Annotated in this window: 14 protein-coding genes; 7 read left to right on the top strand and 7 right to left on the bottom strand. The window is 65.5% G+C overall.

Annotation, left to right across the window (positions count from 1 at the left end):
• Window positions 1-464 precede the first annotated feature (464 nt).
• Window positions 465-1,816, top strand: a protein-coding gene (locus ACCQ12_RS13410) for an IS3 family transposase (protein ID WP_372381952.1) whose coding sequence is annotated in 2 segments (ribosomal slippage) — window positions 465-912 and window positions 912-1,816 — 1,353 coding nt in all. Because the reading frame shifts where the segments join, the coding sequence is not laid out codon by codon here.
• Window positions 1,817-2,396: 580 nt separating this feature from the next.
• Here the strand turns inward: ACCQ12_RS13410 and ACCQ12_RS13405 are convergent.
• Together ACCQ12_RS13405 and ACCQ12_RS13400 are read right to left on the bottom strand one after the other, a co-directional pair.
• Entirely contained in the window at window positions 2,397-2,621 is a 225-nt protein-coding gene (locus ACCQ12_RS13405) for a YbdD/YjiX family protein (RefSeq protein ID WP_005926176.1), read from the bottom strand.
• A complete protein-coding gene (locus tag ACCQ12_RS13400) occupies window positions 2,621-4,693 on the bottom strand; it encodes a carbon starvation CstA family protein (protein ID WP_184384972.1) in 2,073 nt (690 codons plus the stop codon). Before ACCQ12_RS13400 ends, ACCQ12_RS13405 begins: the two co-directional genes overlap by 1 nt.
• A 229-nt stretch (window positions 4,694-4,922) precedes the next feature.
• On the opposite strand from ACCQ12_RS13400, the gene ACCQ12_RS13395 reads away from it, so the two are divergent.
• Window positions 4,923-5,783 (top strand): pirin family protein, encoded by an 861-nt coding sequence (locus ACCQ12_RS13395; RefSeq protein WP_372381951.1) that lies wholly within the window; start codon window positions 4,923-4,925, stop codon window positions 5,781-5,783.
• 33 nt (window positions 5,784-5,816) lie between these two features.
• On the top strand, window positions 5,817-6,251 hold the full coding sequence (locus ACCQ12_RS13390) for an OsmC family protein (protein WP_372381950.1): 435 nt from the start codon (window positions 5,817-5,819) through the stop codon (window positions 6,249-6,251).
• Between the two features lie 285 nt (window positions 6,252-6,536).
• On the opposite strand, the gene ACCQ12_RS13385 is transcribed toward ACCQ12_RS13390, so the two are convergent.
• The 3 genes from ACCQ12_RS13385 to nfi all read right to left on the bottom strand — a co-directional run bounded on the left by ACCQ12_RS13385 (window position 6,537) and on the right by nfi (window position 8,988).
• Window positions 6,537-6,998: a hypothetical protein gene (locus ACCQ12_RS13385; RefSeq protein WP_184555383.1), complete on the bottom strand. Its 462-nt coding sequence runs from the start codon at window positions 6,996-6,998 to the stop codon at window positions 6,537-6,539.
• Window positions 6,999-7,244: 246 nt separating this feature from the next.
• Entirely contained in the window at window positions 7,245-8,135 is an 891-nt protein-coding gene (locus tag ACCQ12_RS13380) for a pirin family protein (RefSeq protein WP_372381949.1), read from the bottom strand.
• 145 nt (window positions 8,136-8,280) lie between these two features.
• Window positions 8,281-8,988, bottom strand: coding sequence for a deoxyribonuclease V (gene nfi / locus ACCQ12_RS13375; protein WP_372381948.1), 708 nt, complete (start codon window positions 8,986-8,988; stop codon window positions 8,281-8,283).
• Between the two features lie 103 nt (window positions 8,989-9,091).
• Here nfi and gpmA point away from each other — a divergent pair, with 103 nt between their 5' ends.
• From gpmA to ACCQ12_RS13355, 4 genes are all read left to right on the top strand, one after another.
• Window positions 9,092-9,841, top strand: a complete 750-nt coding sequence (gene gpmA / locus ACCQ12_RS13370) for a 2,3-diphosphoglycerate-dependent phosphoglycerate mutase (RefSeq protein WP_184555375.1) — start codon at window positions 9,092-9,094, stop codon at window positions 9,839-9,841.
• A gap of 146 nt (window positions 9,842-9,987) precedes the next feature.
• Window positions 9,988-10,305 carry a hypothetical protein gene (locus tag ACCQ12_RS13365; RefSeq protein ID WP_372381947.1) on the top strand — a complete coding sequence of 106 codons (318 nt, stop codon included), beginning with the start codon at window positions 9,988-9,990 and terminating at the stop codon, window positions 10,303-10,305.
• A 286-nt stretch (window positions 10,306-10,591) separates the two neighbouring features.
• A complete protein-coding gene (locus ACCQ12_RS13360) occupies window positions 10,592-12,694 on the top strand; it encodes a M13 family metallopeptidase (RefSeq protein WP_372381946.1) in 2,103 nt (700 codons plus the stop codon).
• 298 nt (window positions 12,695-12,992) lie between these two features.
• Window positions 12,993-14,555 (top strand): phospholipase D family protein, encoded by a 1,563-nt coding sequence (locus ACCQ12_RS13355; RefSeq protein WP_372381945.1) that lies wholly within the window; start codon window positions 12,993-12,995, stop codon window positions 14,553-14,555.
• Window positions 14,556-14,671: 116 nt separating this feature from the next.
• Here ACCQ12_RS13355 and ACCQ12_RS13350 read toward each other — a convergent pair whose 3' ends face one another.
• Both ACCQ12_RS13350 and ACCQ12_RS13345 read right to left on the bottom strand, forming a co-directional pair.
• Complete coding sequence (locus ACCQ12_RS13350) at window positions 14,672-15,799, bottom strand: protein-glutamate methylesterase/protein-glutamine glutaminase (protein WP_166751881.1); 1,128 nt, start codon at window positions 15,797-15,799, stop codon at window positions 14,672-14,674.
• On the bottom strand, window positions 15,796-16,602 hold the full coding sequence (locus ACCQ12_RS13345) for a CheR family methyltransferase (protein WP_372381944.1): 807 nt from the start codon (window positions 16,600-16,602) through the stop codon (window positions 15,796-15,798). The genes ACCQ12_RS13350 and ACCQ12_RS13345 overlap by 4 nt, the downstream gene beginning before the upstream one ends.
• Window positions 16,603-16,604 lie beyond the last annotated feature (2 nt).

Genomic DNA, 16,604 nt, shown 5'->3' with positions numbered 1-16,604 from the left:
GGCGGCATCCATGCCGCCACACGGTCCCGCAATCGGCGAGGGCACCACGCCAGACAGTTGGCCGGTGGTTTTGTTGAAAAGCAAAGACACCGCGTCGCAGCTTGCTAGTTGCTGTTGAAATCCATGCACACCGACCAACTCGACTGGTCCTTGTCCGCCCACCGTCGCGGGACCCTTGGCGGCATGGATGCCGCCAAGGAGCTACATGGACGTACTTGCAGCGTTTCCTGCGATGGTGGGCGGGCAAGGACCCTGCAGCAGAGGCAAAGATCATCCGCTTTGCGCCTGATTTGTCCGTATTGAGCAATCAGGTCGAGACGCCTTCACTGTGCATATTGCGATCACTTGGCTGTCTTCAAATCTGGTCGAGTGCGCGGTGCCCTCACCGCTCGCGGGACACGCCGTCAACCCGTCCATGAAGTGACCCCCGGAAGTTGGACACCCCGTCCAACTCCGAGGATTTCATGACTAAATACGACGTACGCTTCAAACTTCAGGTCGCCAAGGAGGCCTGCAAGACCTCTATCTCGGTCAAGGCCGTGGCCCGTGGCCATGGTCTGGATTTCTCTACGGTCAGGCGTTGGGCCGCGACCTACCGGCTGCATGGGTGGCGTGGCTTCCACCGCAAGGCCCGGTCCTACGATCTGCCGTTCAAGCTGGACGTTCTTGAAAAGATGCGCCAGGAGGGCATGTCTGCGCGCCAGGCCACGACTTACTTCCAGATCGGCAGTGCCGGCGCGGTGGCGCAGTGGCAACGGCTGTATGCTGACGGTGGCGCCCAGGCGTTGGCGCCACCTCCATTGCCGCCTCAGAAGCCGATGAAAAAGACCCGCTCGTCCAAGCCCGCCGAGGACATGAGCCGCGATGAGCTGCTCAAGGAAGTGGCCTACCTGCGTGCGGAGACGGCCTACCTAAAAAAACTCGATGCCTTGATCCAGCAAGAGCAGGCGGCGCAGCGCGCAAAGCGCGCGCCGTCCAAGGATTGAGGCAGAGCCACGCGCTACCGCTGTTGCTCGAAGCGGCCGCGCTATCGCGCAGCACGTTCTATTACCAGATGCATGCCCAGGCCCATCCCGATACGGGCGAGGTCGCGCTGTGTGAGCGCATTCGCGCGATTTACGATGAACACCAAGGACGCTATGGCTACCGCCGCATCACACTGGAACTGGCCAATCAGGGTGAGGCGATCAACCACAAGCGGGTGCAGCGTCTGATGGCCACACTGGGCCTGCAATCGCGGGTACGCATCAAGCGCTACCGCGCATTCAAGGGCGCCGCCAACGGCGTGGTTCCCAACGTACTAGACCGCCAGTTTGACGCCCAGATGCCGCATCAGAAGTGGGTGACCGATGTTACCGAGTTCAAGGTGCAGGGCATGACGCTCTATCTTTCACCGATCATGGATTTGTACAACGGCGAAATTGTGGCCTACCAGATGAAACGCCGGCCGGTGTTCGACCTGGTGGGTCAGATGCTGGATCAGGCAATCAAGAAGCTGTCGCCCGACGTTCGGCCAATGATCCACTCTGACCAAGGATGGCACTACCAGCACGAGACCTACCGGCATCAGCTCGAACAGCACTCTCTGACACAAAGCATGTCCCGCCGCGGCAACTGCTTGGACAACGCGGCCATGGAAAGCTTTTTCGGAACGCTGAAGTCGGAATTTTTCTACCTCAACCGCTTTGACAGCATCGCCAGCCTGGAAGCGGGACTGGTGGAGTACATCCGGTACTACAACGAAGACCGGATCAAGCTGAAGTTGAAGGGCCTGAACCCGGTCAAGTACCGGCAACAAGCCGCGCTGGCCGTCTGATTGCCCAACTGTCCAACTTTTGGGGGTCACTTCACCATGGGGGCTCGGTGGCGGCATCCATGCCGCCACACGGTCCCGCAATCGGCGAGGACACCACGCCAGACAGTTGGCCGGTGGTTTTGTTGAAAAGCAAAGACACCGCGTCGCAGCTTGCTAGTTGCTGTTGAAATCCATGCACACCGACCAACTCGACTGGTCCTTGCCCGCCCACCGTCGCGGGACCCTTGGCGGCATGGATGCCGCCACGGAGCTACATGGACGTACTTGCAGCGTGTCCTGCGATGGTGGGCGGGCAAGGGCCCTGCAGCCAAGTCACAGCGTCGAGGGCGCGGTGCCCTCATCGCTTGCAGGACACGCCGTGAATCCGTGTGCTCCGCGATGGTGGGCGGGCACGGGCCCTGCAGCAAAGCCGCAGCTTCGAGAGCGCCCTGCAACCGACCTGCCGCGCGACCCAAGCGCGCCAAAAACCAGGCACTCTCGCATCTCCAACAAAGCAACAGGGCGCGATTTGCATCGCGCCCTGTTGCTTTTCAACGTCTTGTTTGACCGGTCAACCGATCACGAATCGATCAATCACCAATCAGCAACAGCGAAACCCGCTCTTGCCGCCGTAGCGTGCATCCTGTCGCTCGCGGAAGAAGGCGGGATAGTCCATTACCGGCTTGTCCGGATGTTTTTCCAGCATGTGGCGCACGTAGTTGTCGTAGTCGGGAATGCCGCAGCACAAGCGCGCGGTCTGGATCAGGCGCCGCCAGATGCGGCGGTGCACCTGATATTGGCTGGCCAGAACGAGTTGGGTGCCCATTACAGATCCGCCATCTGGTGTGGCTGCAAGGCCACGTACGGCGTTTCACGGTCGCTCCGCTGCGGATTGCGGCGTGCGGCGATGATCGTCTTGATTGCGTACACAAGGATCGAAGCCACCACGAACAGGAACAGCACCGTCAGCCCGGTGTTGACGTAGGCGTTGGTGACGATCTGCTGCATCTGCGGCACCGTTTTGGCCGGTGCGGTGATGGTGTTGCTGGCGATGGCGGCCTGGAACTTGTGCGCCTGCGCCAGGAAACCCTGCGCCGGGTTGCTGTCGAAGATCTTGATCAGCCCCGCGTAGGTCGTGCACAGCAGCAGCCACAGCGCCGGCACGATGGTGACCCAGGCATAGCGGTCGCGCTTCATCTTGAACAGCACCACCGTGCCCAGCATCAGCGCGATGCCGGCCAGCATCTGGTTGGAGATGCCAAACAACGGCCACAGCGTCTGGATGCCGCCGAACGGATCGATCACCCCGGTGTAAAGCAGATAGCCCCACAGTGCCACGCACCCGGCGGTGGCGATGATGTTGGCGGTCCACGATTCGGTCTTTTTCAGCGCCGGGATGAAGTTGCCCAGCAGGTCCTGCAGCATGAAGCGGCCTGCGCGGGTACCGGCATCCACTGCGGTCAGGATGAACAAGGCTTCGAACAGGATGGCGAAGTGGTACCAGAACGCCATGGTGTCTTCGCCCGGCAGCAGTTGATGCAGGATCTGCGCGATGCCAACGGCCAGCGTGGGTGCACCGCCGGCACGCGCCAGGATGCTGTGCTCGCCGATATCGCGCGCGGTGGCCTCCAGCACTTCGGGAGTGATCGCAAAGCCCCATTCGGACACCTTGGCCGCGACCGCAACCGTGTCGGTGCCGACCAGCGAGGCCGGGCTGTTCATCGCGAAGTAGATGCCCGGCTCGATGATCGAGGCGGCCACCAGCGCCATGATGGCCACGAACGATTCCATCAACATGCCGCCGTAGCCGATGTAGCGCATGTGGCCCTCGTTGGCGAGCAGCTTGGGCGTGGTGCCGGAGGCGATCAGGGCATGGAAGCCGGACACTGCACCGCAGGCGATGGTGATGAACAGGAACGGGAAGATGCCGCCCTTCCACACCGGGCCGTCGCCGGTGGAGGCGAACTGGGTCAGTGCCGGCATCTTCAGATCCGGCATGACCACCAGGATGCCGATCGCCAGCGCCAGAATCGTGCCGATCTTGAGGAAGGTGGACAGGTAATCGCGCGGCGCCAGCAGCAGCCATACCGGCAACACCGACGCGACGAAGCCGTAGCCGATCAGCATCCAGGTGATCTGCTTGGCGGTGAAGGTGAATGCCGGGCCCCAGGTCGGGTCGGCGGCGACCTTGCCGCCCAGCCAGATCGCGCCCAGCAGCAGGATCAGGCCGACCACCGAGATCTCGCCGATCTTGCCGACCCGGATGTAGCGCATGTACACGCCCATCATCAGCGCGATCGGCATCGTGGCGATGACGGTGAACATGCCCCACGGGCTTTCCGCCAGCGCCTTGACCACCACCATCGCCAGCACCGCCAGGATGATGATCATGATCAGGAAGGCGCCGAACAAGGCGATGGTGCCGGGCACCTGGCCCATTTCCTCGCGCACCAGATCGCCCAGCGAGCGGCCGTTGCGGCGGCTGGACAGGAACAGCACCACAAAGTCCTGCACCGCGCCGGCAAACACCACGCCGACCACCAGCCACAGCAGGCCGGGCAGGTAGCCCATCTGTGCGGCAAGCACCGGGCCGACCAACGGCCCGGCACCGGCGATCGCGGCGAAATGATGGCCGAACAGCACGTGCTTGTTGGTGGGCACGTAGTCCAGGCCGTCGTTGTTGGCCACCGCGGGCGTGGCGCGGGTGACGTCCAGCTGCATCACCTTGTCGGCGATGAACAGGCTGTAGAACCGGTAGGCGATCAGATAGATCGACACCGCCGCCACCACGATCCACAGCGCGTTGATGTGTTCGCCGCGGCGTAGCGCCACGGTGCCCAGACAGAACGCGGCCAGCAGCGCCAGCGCGCCCCAGGCCAGCTTCGAGAACCCTTTCATGCATGCCCCTCAGGAACGATTCACTCAAGGGTCCCCCCGTGCCCGCCTGCGGTCAATGGCAGGGGTCAGTGGCGGGGTAAAACTTTGGTCGTAGAGTGATTGCCTGCATGCTGCGCTGGCGGCGCCAGCGGGACAGGCGTTTGGAACGATCGGTTGCAACGGTCGCGGTTGGGCGCCGCATCCCGCGCACCCATGATGGGCGCACGACACCTTGCACAGGGACACTGCCATGAGCACTACCACCACCACCACCGCGGCGCATGTGCTGCGCACCATCCGCGGCCAACCGACCTCCGACGGCGCCGGCGTCAAGCTGACCCGCGTCATCGGCACCCAGCAGCTGCCGGAGCTGGACCCGTTTCTGATGCTGGACGAGTTCGGTACCGAAAAGGCCGAGGACTACATCGGCGGCTTCCCCAGCCACCCGCATCGCGGCTTCGAGACGGTGACCTACATGCTCGACGGGCGTATGCGGCACAAGGACAACCACGGCAACGAAGGCCTGCTGACCCCGGGCAGCGTGCAGTGGATGACCGCCGGGCGCGGCCTGATCCATTCGGAAATGCCCGAACAGGAATCCGGGCGCATGCGCGGCTTCCAGCTGTGGGTGAACCTGCCGGCGCGCGACAAGATGACCGACCCCAGGTACCAGGAATACGCGCCGGACCACATTCCGGTGGCGCATCCGGCGTCCGGCGTCACGGTCAAGGTGATTGCCGGAGCGGTGGGCGATGTCGTCGGCCCGATCGTGCAGCCTGCGACCAGCCCGGTGTATCTGGATATCGCCTTGGAGCCAAATGTGGAGTGGGATTACCTGCTTCCCAGCGGACACAACGCGTTTGCGTATGCGTTCGAGGGCGCGGTGGTCGTGGGCGAGGGCGACGCGTCGCGCCCCTTGCCTGCGCAGGAACTGGCGGTGCTGGGCGGCGGCGAGCGGCTGACGCTGCGCGCAGGGGCACAGGGCGCGCAACTGATCGTGGTGGCCGGCCGCCCGCTCAACGAGCCGGTGATGCGGCACGGGCCGTTCGTGATGAACACCAAGCAGGAATTGATGCAGGCGTTCGTCGATTTCCAGGAAGGCCGGTTTTGAGCCCGGCCACCTCATCCAGCGCAGGAGAGGGACATGAGTGATCGCCCGGTCAGCGTCGGCACCACTGCGGTGCCATATACCGTCACCATCCACGACGGCCAGCACCGCTGGCTCGGCGATACCCAGCCGGCCAATGGCGGCGCCGATGCCGGGCCGGATCCGGAATCGCAGGTGCTCGGCGCCCTGGGTGCCTGCACGGCGATCACGCTGTCGATGGTGGCCACACGCAAGCAGTGGCCGCTGACGGAGGTGCATGTGCATCTGCATTACACCCAGCGCGGTGCCGCCGGCACGGCGATCACCCGCGAGATCGTGCTCGACGGTGCACTGGATGACGACCAGCGCGCACGCTTGCTGGAGGTGGCCGACAAGTGCCCGATCCATCGCCTGCTGACTGGCGAAGTACGCATCGACAGCCAGCTGCAGGCGGCCGGCATGGGTGACCAAGCAACGACGCTGGCAGGCTGACAAACGCTTGCCAGTCGCCCGGGGGACGCGGTGACGCGATCGGAATGGAACGCGCGATCGCGACGCTGGTGCCGATCGCCAGTCGACGCCTTGGCTCAGGGCTGCAGCGGGTAGGTTTTCGCTCGCGCCGGGATGACGCTGGCGCGAAGATGCGGGCACGTGGGGCGATTCGCGGCGGCAAGGCCGGCTGCAGCAGGCCACCTGATGTGACCTACAGCGCGCCGGGCAAACCGGCGCGCTGCAAGCTTGCTGCATCGACAGCCAGCAATGCGGCGACGCGCTGCCTCAGCGCTGCAACGCAAGACTGGCCGGCTGCAGATCCATCGACTGCACCAACGACTGCATCGAGGCCAGTTCCTCGGTGCTGGCGCCGTCGATCCACAGCTGCGCATACCGTTTCTTGCCCAGCTCCACCACGGTGACGCGGCGCGATTCCATGCCAGGCATCTCGCGGCCGCCCAGATCGAGCTTGTACCAGTAGAAATCTTCCTGCTGGATCTGGCCCTTTTCGGCGCGGCGGTCGCGTGCCAGCGTCATGGCCGGGTCGCGGGTGGTGAGCATCACGCCCACCACCTGGCGACCGTCGGCCGTCACTGCCTTGCAGACCAGATAGTCGGCACCTGCCAGCTCGTTCCACTGCAGGCCCGAGGCGGGCGGCAGCGGTGGGCAGACCGGCGAGGTCTGGGCGTGGGTGGTCGCGGCGGCCAGCAGCAGGCTCAGGCCGACTAGGCAGGATGCAGACTTCATGCAAGGTTCCCCGGGCAGTGGATGATGAGACGGAGCGACGTCGACCCCGTGCCGCTGCATCGCCTCAGGCTCCCCGCCTGGGCATGCCGTCCACTCGACGTGCGCCTACGTCTGCATCACTACCACAGTTTTGCGAGCTGGCTCAAGCCATGTCGCATGTTGGTGTGGCATGGCCTGTGCGGCAGGGCACTCCCATTGCGAGACCTGGTGACCGGCGGCGAAGCGCACCGTTCGCTGCGCACGGTTTCAAGGGTAATTAACCGGCTTCGGGGCCGGGGTTTCCGGCAGCGGAATGAACTCCTTGTCGTCGCCGGGAATGCTGCCGAAGCGACCGGCCTGCCAGTCGTCCTTGGCCTGCTCGATGCGTTCCTTGGAGCTGGACACGAAGTTCCACCACAGGTGGCGCGGCCCATCCAGCGGCTCGCCGCCGAGCAGCATCGCCTTGAGCGGCGTCCTGGCACGCAGGCGGCCGCGGGCGCCGGGCGAGGGCACGATCAGGTGGCGCGCCGGTATATCGGCGCCATCCAGCTGCGCCTCGCCTTCCAGGATGTACAGGGCACGCTCGGCGTGGCCGGCATCCAGGTCGATCTCCGCGTCCGGTGCCAGGTCCAGCGCCACATTGAGCGTGCCGCTGAACACCTGCACCGGCGATTCCTCGCCATAGGCGCGCCCGGCGATCACGCGCAACCAGACGCCATCGCGGCGCTGCTGCGGCAGGCTGGAGGCGGCGTGGTGATGGAAGGCCGGCGCGGTTTCTTCGGCCGAGCGCGGTAGTGCGATCCAGGTCTGCATGCCGTGCAGTGCGTGCTGGCGTGCACGCTCGGGGCCGGGCGTGCGTTCGGAATGGGCGATACCGCGACCGGCGGTCATCCAGTTGACGTCGCCGGGGCGGATCACCTGATCCGAGCCCAGCGTGTCGCGGTGCCCGATCTCGCCGGCCCACAGGAAGGTGACCGTGGCCAGGCCGATATGCGGGTGCGGGCGGACATCGATGCCGTGCTCCGGTTCGAGCACCGCCGGGCCCATGTGGTCGACGAAGACGAACGGCCCCACGCTGCGCGCCTGCAAGGTGGGCACGGCGCGGCGCACTTCCAGCCCGCCGATGTCATGTACGCGTGGGGCGATCAGAGTGGTCATGGCGGTGGCTCGTGACGGACTGGGAGCCAAAGCGTCGCATGCACGTCAGGCGCTGTGCAGCGCATCGGCCAAGATGGAATGTTCCGTATGCAGGTGATGTCGCTGAGCGCCGCGCGCGAGGTGGTGATCACCTATCAGGCGTGCCCTATAGCAGGCGCGTCTGCGTAGGCAGCTCCACCTCGCCACGACGCGAGGCGATGCGGTCGGCCAGGCGTGTGGGTTCGGGCAGGCGATAGGCGCGCAAGGTGCGCATCGTCCAGTCGAGGGCGCCGTGCATGGAGACGCGATGGCCGGGCGAAACGATCAAGGGGTTGCAGCGCGGCTTGCTGCGCAGCGCCCAGCCGATCTGTGCACCTGCAAGCAGGATCGGGCTGTGATCGCCGCGTTCGGGGCCGGGTTCGCTGAAGCTGCCGGCCAGGCGTTGCTTGGCCACGCCGATGCAGGGCAGGCCGGTCACCACGCCGAAGTGCGCCGCGATGCCGAGCTTGCGTGGATGCGCAATGCCCTGGCCATCGATGAAGACCAGGTCCGGCGTGCGCGACAGCAGCGCCAGGGCCTGCAGCAATGCCGGCAGTTCGCGAAAACTGAGCAGGCCGGGCACGTACGGCATCGAGGTCGGCACGCGTGCGACATGCGTTTCCAGTGGCAGCAGCGTGTGCGCATCCAGCAACACCGCGGCCGCACGCGTCGTCTGGCCGTCGTCTTCGAACCCGACGTCGAAGCCTGCAAGCAGCTGCGGCGTTGCGCTCACCTCATCCTGTAGCACCACGCGCTGTGCCAGTTGCTGTTGCAACTGTCGCGCCTGGGTCGTGCTGCCGTCCCAACCGGCGAAGACGGGGTCATTGGTGTGCATGGCCACAGCATCGCGTGCGGGCCGTGGCGATCTCGTGCACGCCTGCGATGCACGCGCTGCAGCTACAATCGCAGGCTGATCGGCCCCCAATCGGAGAACCGTAGTGACCCGCAAACTCGTACTGCTGCGCCATGGCCAGAGCCAATGGAACCTGGACAACCGTTTCACCGGCTGGGTGGATGTGGAACTCACCGAGCAGGGCCGCCAGGAAGCGACGGCGGCCGGCAAGCTGATGAAGGACGAAGGGCTGCAGTTCGATGTTGCCCACACCTCGGTCCTCAAGCGCGCCATCCACACGCTGCAGGGCGCGTTGAAGGAGCTCGACCAGGACTGGCTGCCGGTGTCCAAGAGCTGGCGCCTCAACGAGCGCCACTACGGTGGCCTGCAAGGCCTGGACAAGGCCGAAACCGCGGCCAAGCATGGCGAGGAGCAGGTCAAGATCTGGCGCCGTTCCTACGACATCCCGCCGCCGGCGATGGACGTTGCCGACCCGGGCCACCCGTGTCACGACCGTCGTTACGCCACGCTCGACCGCAATGCATTGCCGGGGACCGAGTCGCTGGCAACCACGCTGGTGCGCGTGCTGCCGTACTGGCACGACGCGATTGCGCCGCAGTTGAAGGCCGGGCAGACCGTGCTGGTGACCGCGCACGGCAACTCGTTGCGCGCACTGTACAAGTACCTCAACGACGTCTCCAACGAGCAGATCCTGGAGCTCAACATTCCCACCGGCATCCCGCTGCTGTTCGAGCTGGACGACAACCTGCAGGTGAGCAGCTTCCGTTACCTGGGCGACCCGGAAGCGGCCAAGCGCGCGGCCGAAGCCGTAGCCAACCAGGGCAAGGCGAAGTAATCGCTGCTGGCGTTCAAGCGCTGCGTGCTCGCGCGCAGCGCCTGTCGTGTGTGGTGTGCGGCTGCAGGAGGCTGTGGGCCGTGGTGAATGGAAACGGCGCGTGGGCGTGAATCGCGCACGCGCCGCGCTAGTGCAGGCGAGACATGATGTCCGGCAAACGTAGAACCCAGCAGATGACTGCCACGTACTGTCGCGCGTATCTGGTGACCGTAGGGCCGTTGTTGGCCGGTGCAAGCGGTGCAGTTGCGGTGTTGACCGGCGCCAGCATCTCCGGCCCCGGGCTGGCACTGGCCTTGCTGATCTGCGTGCTCGGTGCGGTGTTGCTGGCGATGGGTCTGTTCGGACCGGTACGGCGGATGGAAGCGTGGGCCGATGCGGCGTCCGGGCATGAGGTCGCCCTGGTGCTGATGGTGTTGGCGTATCCGGTGTACGTGGTGATGGCGCCGTTCTACGCGCGTCGGTGACTGCCTGCGACGGCGCGTTGCGCCGGGATGCAGGGTTGGGTGAAGCAGACGGTCGCGGCGTCAGTGGCAGACGCGCCAGCGGCCTGTCGTTGCAATGACGTTTCTATAAAGCGCGGCAACGGACGTTAGGGTGTTGCGGTGCCGCTGCAGTGATCTGGTGTGGCCGGTTGCAGAGCGACTGACGAAGGAGCGCGCGCCGCCTGATGCGCTGCGATTCGCCGGAGGCTCCCGACGGGCTGCCGACTTTTTTCGACTGCGCATGCGCGGTCATGCCTTGGAGAATTCAATGAAGTTGAGCAAGTTCGCCCCGTTATCGCTTGCGGTGGCCATCGTGGTCGCGTTGTCTGCATGCGGCGCCTCCGACGACACGGCCAAGGGGACGTCCACCACCCCGCAGGCTGCACCGACCAAGGTCGATGTGTCCAAGCTCGACGCGCCGATCGTGGCGTTCGGCAGCGGCGATCTGGATCCTGCCATCAACGCGTGCCAGGACCTCAACGGCTTCGTCAACGCCAAGTGGCTCAAGGCCAACCCGGTGCCGTCCGATCGCACCAGCTGGGGCAGCTTCGAAGTGCTGGCCGAGCGCTCGCTGACCATCCAGCACGCGCTGGTGGAGCAGCTGGCGCGCGGCAATCTTTCGGCTGGTTCGGTGGACGCCAAGATCGCCGACCTGTGGCGCACCGGGTCGGACGAGGCGGCCATCGACACCGCCGGCATCACCCCGCTGCAACCGCAGTTGAAAGCGATCGATGCGCTGACCGATGCGCCGTCCATCGCCGCGTGGCTGCGCGACAGCTATGCCAAGGGCCAGGGCTTCATGTTCTCGTTCGGCGCCAATGCCGACTACAAGAATTCCGAGCAGATGATCGCCTATGCGGGGCAGGGCGGCCTGGGCCTGCCCGAGAAGGGCTACTACACCGATCCGGCGCAAGCCAAGATCCGCGAACAGTACGTGGCCTACATCGCACGCGTGCTGGAGCTGTCCGGCATTCCGGCCGCACAGGCGGCGACCCAGGCCAAGGCGGTCATGGCGTTCGAGACGCGGCTGGCCGCCTCCTCGTTGTCGCGGATCGAACTGCGCGACCCGGCCAAGCGTTACAACCCGGTCGATGTGGCCGGCGCCAATGCGGTGACGCCGCACTTCGACTGGCAGGCGTTCTTCGGCGCGCTCAAGGTGCCGGCCGGCACTTTTTCGCTCAGCCAGCCCGGGTACTTTGCCGAGCTCGATGCGATGCTCGCCGACACCCCGGTGGACACCTGGAAGGCGTATCTGCGCTTCCACAGCGTGGACGAGGCGGCGCCGTACCTGGCCAAGCCGTTCGAGCAGGCCAACTTCGATTTCTATTCCAGGACGCTGCGCGGTCAGCAGGACATGCTGCCGCGCTGGAAGCGCACCTTGAACGCGGTCAACGAGGCCATGGGCGAGGCGCTGGGCCAGCTCTACGTGCAGTCTGCATTTTCCGCCGAGTCGAAGGAGCAGATGCAGCAACTGGTGCAGAACCTGTCGGCCGCGTTGAAGGCGCGCCTGGAAAGGCTCGACTGGATGAGCGCCGAGACCAAGCAGCGCGCGCTGGAGAAGTGGGCCAGTTTCACGCCCAAGATCGGTTACCCGGATCAATGGCGTGACTGGTCCGGGCTGCAGACGCGCGGCGATGGTTTCCTGTCCAACATGCAGGCCGCGCAGGCGTTCAACTATCGCTACATGCTCGACAAGATCGGCAAGCCGGTGGACAAGCGCGAGTGGCACATGACGCCGCAGACGGTGAATGCGTACTACAACGCCACCCGCAACGAGATCGTGTTTCCCGCCGCCATCCTGCAGCCGCCGTTCTTCGATCCCAAGGCCGATCCGGCGCTCAATTACGGCGGCATCGGTGCGGTGATCGGGCACGAGATGATGCACGGCTACGACGACTCCGGCAGCCAGTTCGATGCCAAGGGCAACTTCGCCAGCTGGTGGACGGATGCGGACCGCAAGCTGTTCACCCAGCGCACCGATCAACTGGTGGCACAGTTCGGCGGCTATGAAGCCATCCCCGGCGTGCACGTCAAAGGCAAGCTGACCCTGGGTGAAAATATCGGTGACCTGGGCGGGCTGACCGTGGCCTACGATGCCCTGCAAATGGCGTTGAAGGAACAGCCCGATGCCAACAGGGACATCGACGGCTATTCGCAGGATCAGCGTTTCTTCATGAACTGGGCGACCGTGTGGCGTCGCAACTTCACCGATGGCGAATTGCGTGTGCGTCTGAACACCGACCCGCACGCGCCGGCCAATTTCCGCGCCAACGGTGCGCCGTCGAACATGCCGGTGTTTGCGCAAGCGTTCCAGTGCAAGCCGGGCGACGCGATGGTGCGCGGTGACAAGGCGCGTGTCGCCATCTGGTAGGCGGCCGCTGCACGACTGCGCTCTGCGGCAGCGGGCGCAGTCGGTCATGGTGTGGGTCGCTGCAGTTGCGCGTGGCTGCGTGCAGCTGGGGTGCGTCGAGCGGAACCTGGTCGTGTCGTCCCGGAGGTGCGTGCGTTGCCGTTCGGCATGCACGCCACTTGCGCGGGCGATGCCGGCAATAGCGATCAAAAAAGACCTTGTTTCCCAGGGTTGTCGAGCCCGCTTGCGTGGCAGGCCCTGCACGCGCCGCTGCAGGGGCAGCATCTACACTGGCGCGTCGTGAATGTCAGGGCCGGCAGTGAGCAAGCGTAACGTCTTCAAGTGGATGGGCATCGGCATCGCCGTGTTCGTGCTGGGCAGCGCGCTGTCGTTGTACGGGTACGGCCGCTTCGCCGACCGCCAACGCGGCCCGGCAAGCCATGCCTTGCCGGCCACTGCCGTCAGCACGCCGATCGATCAGGTGGTGGCGCCCTTGCAGCGGGCGCATGCCGATCAGACCGGCATGGTGATCCTGTCCGACAATATCGATGCGTTTGCAGTGCGTGCGCTCACCGCGCGTGCGGCCGGGCGCAGCCTGGATCTGCAGTACTACATCTGGCATGCCGATTTCACCGGCAATCTGTTGCACAACGAGTTGCTGCGTGCCGCCGACCGCGGCGTGCGCGTGCGCCTGCTGCTGGACGACATGAACATCCATGGCAGCGATTCGGTACTGGCCGCGCTCGACAGCCATCCGATGATCGAGATCCGCCTGTTCAACCCCACCCGTGCGCGCGAAGGCACCCTGATGCGCGGCGTGGAGATGGTGCTACGCATGTTCAGCATCAACCGGCGCATGCACAACAAGGCCTGGATTGCCGATGGCCGCATCGCGGTGGTGGGTGGGCGCAACGTGGGCGATGAATACTTCGATGCGGCGCGCGATACCAACTTCATGGACATGGATGCAGCGCTGATGGGCCCGACGGTGCAGCAGGCCGAAGGCAACTTCGATGCGTACTGGAACAGCCCCAATGCCTTGCCGCTGGCCGCCCTGGTGAAGGCAAAGCCGCAGGCGCTGGAGGCGCTGCGTGGCAGCCTGGATGCCGGCATGGCCTCGGCGCGCGCGCACCCGTACGTGGAGCGGCTGCGCCGTTCGCCGAGCGTGCATGCGCTGATGCAGGGCGATCGTGCGGTGCATTGGCTGGACCATGCACGCATCGTCTCCGATCCGCCGGAGAAGGCCGAAGGCGCACCGCCGCAGGCCGACTGGATGACGCCGGTGTTGATCGGCGAGATGGCGCGCGCGCAGCGCGAATTGAAGGTGATCTCGCCCTACTTCGTGCCCGGCGACGAGGGCATGCGCTGGATCGGCGAGTTGCGTCGGCGCAATGTCCGGGTCAATATCCTGACCAATTCGCTGGCGGCAAACGATGTGGTCGCCGTGCACAGTGGCTACGCCGACTATCGGGTGCCACTGCTGCAGCAGGGCGTGCGCCTGCACGAGCTCAAGCCGATGGGCAAACCCGATGGCAGCCTGTTCGGCTCCAGCGGTGCCAGCCTGCACACCAAGGCGTTTGTGGTGGACGACAGCAGCGGTTTCATCGGCTCGTTCAACCTGGACCCGCGCTCGATGAACCTCAATACCGAGATGGGGCTGCTGTTCGACGACCGGGTGGTCACTGCAGAGCTCGAGCGGCTGTACAACCATAAGGTCAGTGCGCCGGTGAGTTATCGCGTGACGCTGGACCACGGTGAGCTGCGCTGGCACGACGACGCCGCAACGCCGCCGGAGGTGTGGTCGCGCGAGCCGGCCGCGAGCGCGTGGCGGCGTGGCGCGGCAACGGTGATGGGCTGGTTCCCGCTGGAGTCGCAGTTGTAGGTGGGTTGGTTAGCGGTTGCCCTCATCCGCCCTTTGGGCACCTTCTCCCGCGGGCGGGAGAAGGGAGTGTGGCGGCCTTGTTGGATCCGTTTGCGCGTGACGCGGACGTCCGTTGGTTATTGCAGCTGCGTCACGATCTCGCGTGCCATCGCGCCCAGCGGCAGGATGCGGTCCGCGCCGCCGCGCTTGATCGCTTCCTTGGGCATGCCGAACACGATGCTGGTGTGCTCGTCCTGCGCCACCGTGCGTGCGCCGGCCTGACGCATTTCCAGCAGTCCCGCGGCGCCGTCATCGCCCATGCCGGTCATAATGATGCCCAGCGCGTTGCTGCCGGCCGCACGTGCAGCGGAGCGGAACAGCACATCCACCGACGGGCGGTGCCGGTTCACTGGCGGGCCTTCCATCACTTCGACGAAATACTGTGCGCCGCTGCGCCGCAGCAGCAGGTGCTTGCCGCCGGGCGCGATCAGGGCGCGGCCCGGCATCACGCGGTCGTTGTTGGCGGCTTCTTTCACGGCGATCTGGCACAGGCCGTCGAGGCGTGCGGCGAAGGCGGCGGTGAACTTCTCCGGCATGTGCTGCACGATCACGATGCCCGGGCACACGCGCGGCAACGCGGTCAGCACTTCTTCCAGCGCCTGGGTGCCGCCGGTGGAGGTGCCGATGGCGACGATGCGCTCGGTGGTCTGCGCCAGGGCGCGCCCGCTCTGCGCCGGCAGGATCACGTCGGCGGTGTGTTTGACTTCCGGCTCCAGCGGTGCGGCGGTCACGCGTGCGGCCAGCCGCTTGACGTTGGCGCGTGCGGCGCTGCGTACGGTGGCCACCAGTTCGTCGGCCGAATCGGTGAGGAACTGCTTGAGCCCCAGGCGCGGCTTGGTCACCACCGCCACGGCGCCGGCGGCCAGCGCGTCCATGGTGACGCGCGCGCCCTTTTCGGTGAGCGTGGAGCAGATCACCACCGGGGTGGGCCGCTCGCTCATGATCTTGCGCAGGAAGGTGATGCCGTCCATGCGTGGCATTTCCACGTCCAGCACGATCACATCCGGCCATTGCTGGCGCATCTTGTCGATGGCCAGCAGCGGGTCGGCGGCCGTGGCGATCACCTCGATGCCCTGCGCGTCGTTGAGCACGCCCACCAGCACCTGGCGCACCACTGCCGAGTCGTCGACCACCATGGCCTTGATGGTGGCGGGATTGGCGGTGGGACGGTTGAGCGCTGTCGACACGGTGAATCCTTGGGTCATGCCTTGCGGAAAATCGAGGGTGCCACCTGGACCAGATCGATGTCGAGTTCGCTCAGGCTTTCCGAGTGGCCGATGCAGAAATGTCCGCCCGGCTTGAGGGCGGCCAGCACGCGCAGGATCACCTCGCGCTTGGTCTGCCCGTTGAAATAGATCATGACATTGCGCAGGAAGATCGCATCGAAGCTGCCCAACGGCGGCAACGCAGCATTGAGGTTGGCGTGCACGAACTGCACGCGGTCGCGCAGGCGGCGCTCCACCAGCAAGGTGCCGGCGTACTCGCCCTGGCCACGCAGGCAGTAGCGTTTGAGATACGGCTGCGGGATGCCGTCGATGCGTTGCAGCGCGTAATGCCCGGTGCGCGCCTTGGCCAGGACGCGCGTGCTGATGTCGGTGCCCACGACCTCGAACGGGCGCCCCTGCAGGGTGTCGTCCAGCACCATTGCCATGCTGTAGGCCTCCTCGCCGCTGGAGCTGGCCGCGCTCCAGCAGCGGAACGGCAGCCCGCCGCGATGCTCTGCGGCCAGCTTGCGCAGCAACTCGAAGTGCTTGGGCTCGCGGAAGAAATAGGTTTCGTTGGTGGTCAGCAGATCGATCGCGGTCTGGATCTCCGCACGGTCCTGGCGGCTTTCCAGCAGCTGCAGATACTGCGTGTAGCTGTTGAACTGGTGCTCGCGCAGGCGCTTGCCCAGGCGGCCGCACAGCATGGCTTTCTTGCCGGAGGAAATGCTGATGCCGGCCGCTTCGAAGATGAAACGCTGAAAGCGGCCGAACTCCTGTTCGGTGATGGCGGTTGCGGTGCTCATCG

This window comes from Xanthomonas sp. NCPPB 1068 (assembly GCF_041479385.2).
GTDB lineage: Bacteria > Pseudomonadota > Gammaproteobacteria > Xanthomonadales > Xanthomonadaceae > Xanthomonas > Xanthomonas cannabis.
Note: the sequence above shows the minus strand (reverse complement) of the source record. Positions and strands in the feature narration are given on the sequence as shown.

Excerpts from the sequence above, each read along its gene's own strand:
- ACCQ12_RS13405 (WP_005926176.1), bottom strand. The coding sequence starts at position 2,621 with ATGGGCACCCAACTCGTTCTGGCCAGCCAATATCAGGTGCACCGCCGC.
- ACCQ12_RS13400 (WP_184384972.1), bottom strand. The coding sequence starts at position 4,693 with ATGAAAGGGTTCTCGAAGCTGGCCTGGGGCGCGCTGGCGCTGCTGGCC.
- ACCQ12_RS13395 (WP_372381951.1), top strand. The coding sequence starts at position 4,923 with ATGAGCACTACCACCACCACCACCGCGGCGCATGTGCTGCGCACCATC.
- ACCQ12_RS13390 (WP_372381950.1), top strand. The coding sequence starts at position 5,817 with ATGAGTGATCGCCCGGTCAGCGTCGGCACCACTGCGGTGCCATATACC.
- ACCQ12_RS13385 (WP_184555383.1), bottom strand. The coding sequence starts at position 6,998 with ATGAAGTCTGCATCCTGCCTAGTCGGCCTGAGCCTGCTGCTGGCCGCC.
- ACCQ12_RS13380 (WP_372381949.1), bottom strand. The coding sequence starts at position 8,135 with ATGACCACTCTGATCGCCCCACGCGTACATGACATCGGCGGGCTGGAA.
- nfi (WP_372381948.1), bottom strand. The coding sequence starts at position 8,988 with ATGCACACCAATGACCCCGTCTTCGCCGGTTGGGACGGCAGCACGACC.
- ACCQ12_RS13365 (WP_372381947.1), top strand. The coding sequence starts at position 9,988 with ATGTCCGGCAAACGTAGAACCCAGCAGATGACTGCCACGTACTGTCGC.
- ACCQ12_RS13360 (WP_372381946.1), top strand. The coding sequence starts at position 10,592 with ATGAAGTTGAGCAAGTTCGCCCCGTTATCGCTTGCGGTGGCCATCGTG.
- ACCQ12_RS13350 (WP_166751881.1), bottom strand. The coding sequence starts at position 15,799 with ATGACCCAAGGATTCACCGTGTCGACAGCGCTCAACCGTCCCACCGCC.
- ACCQ12_RS13345 (WP_372381944.1), bottom strand. The coding sequence starts at position 16,602 with ATGAGCACCGCAACCGCCATCACCGAACAGGAGTTCGGCCGCTTTCAG.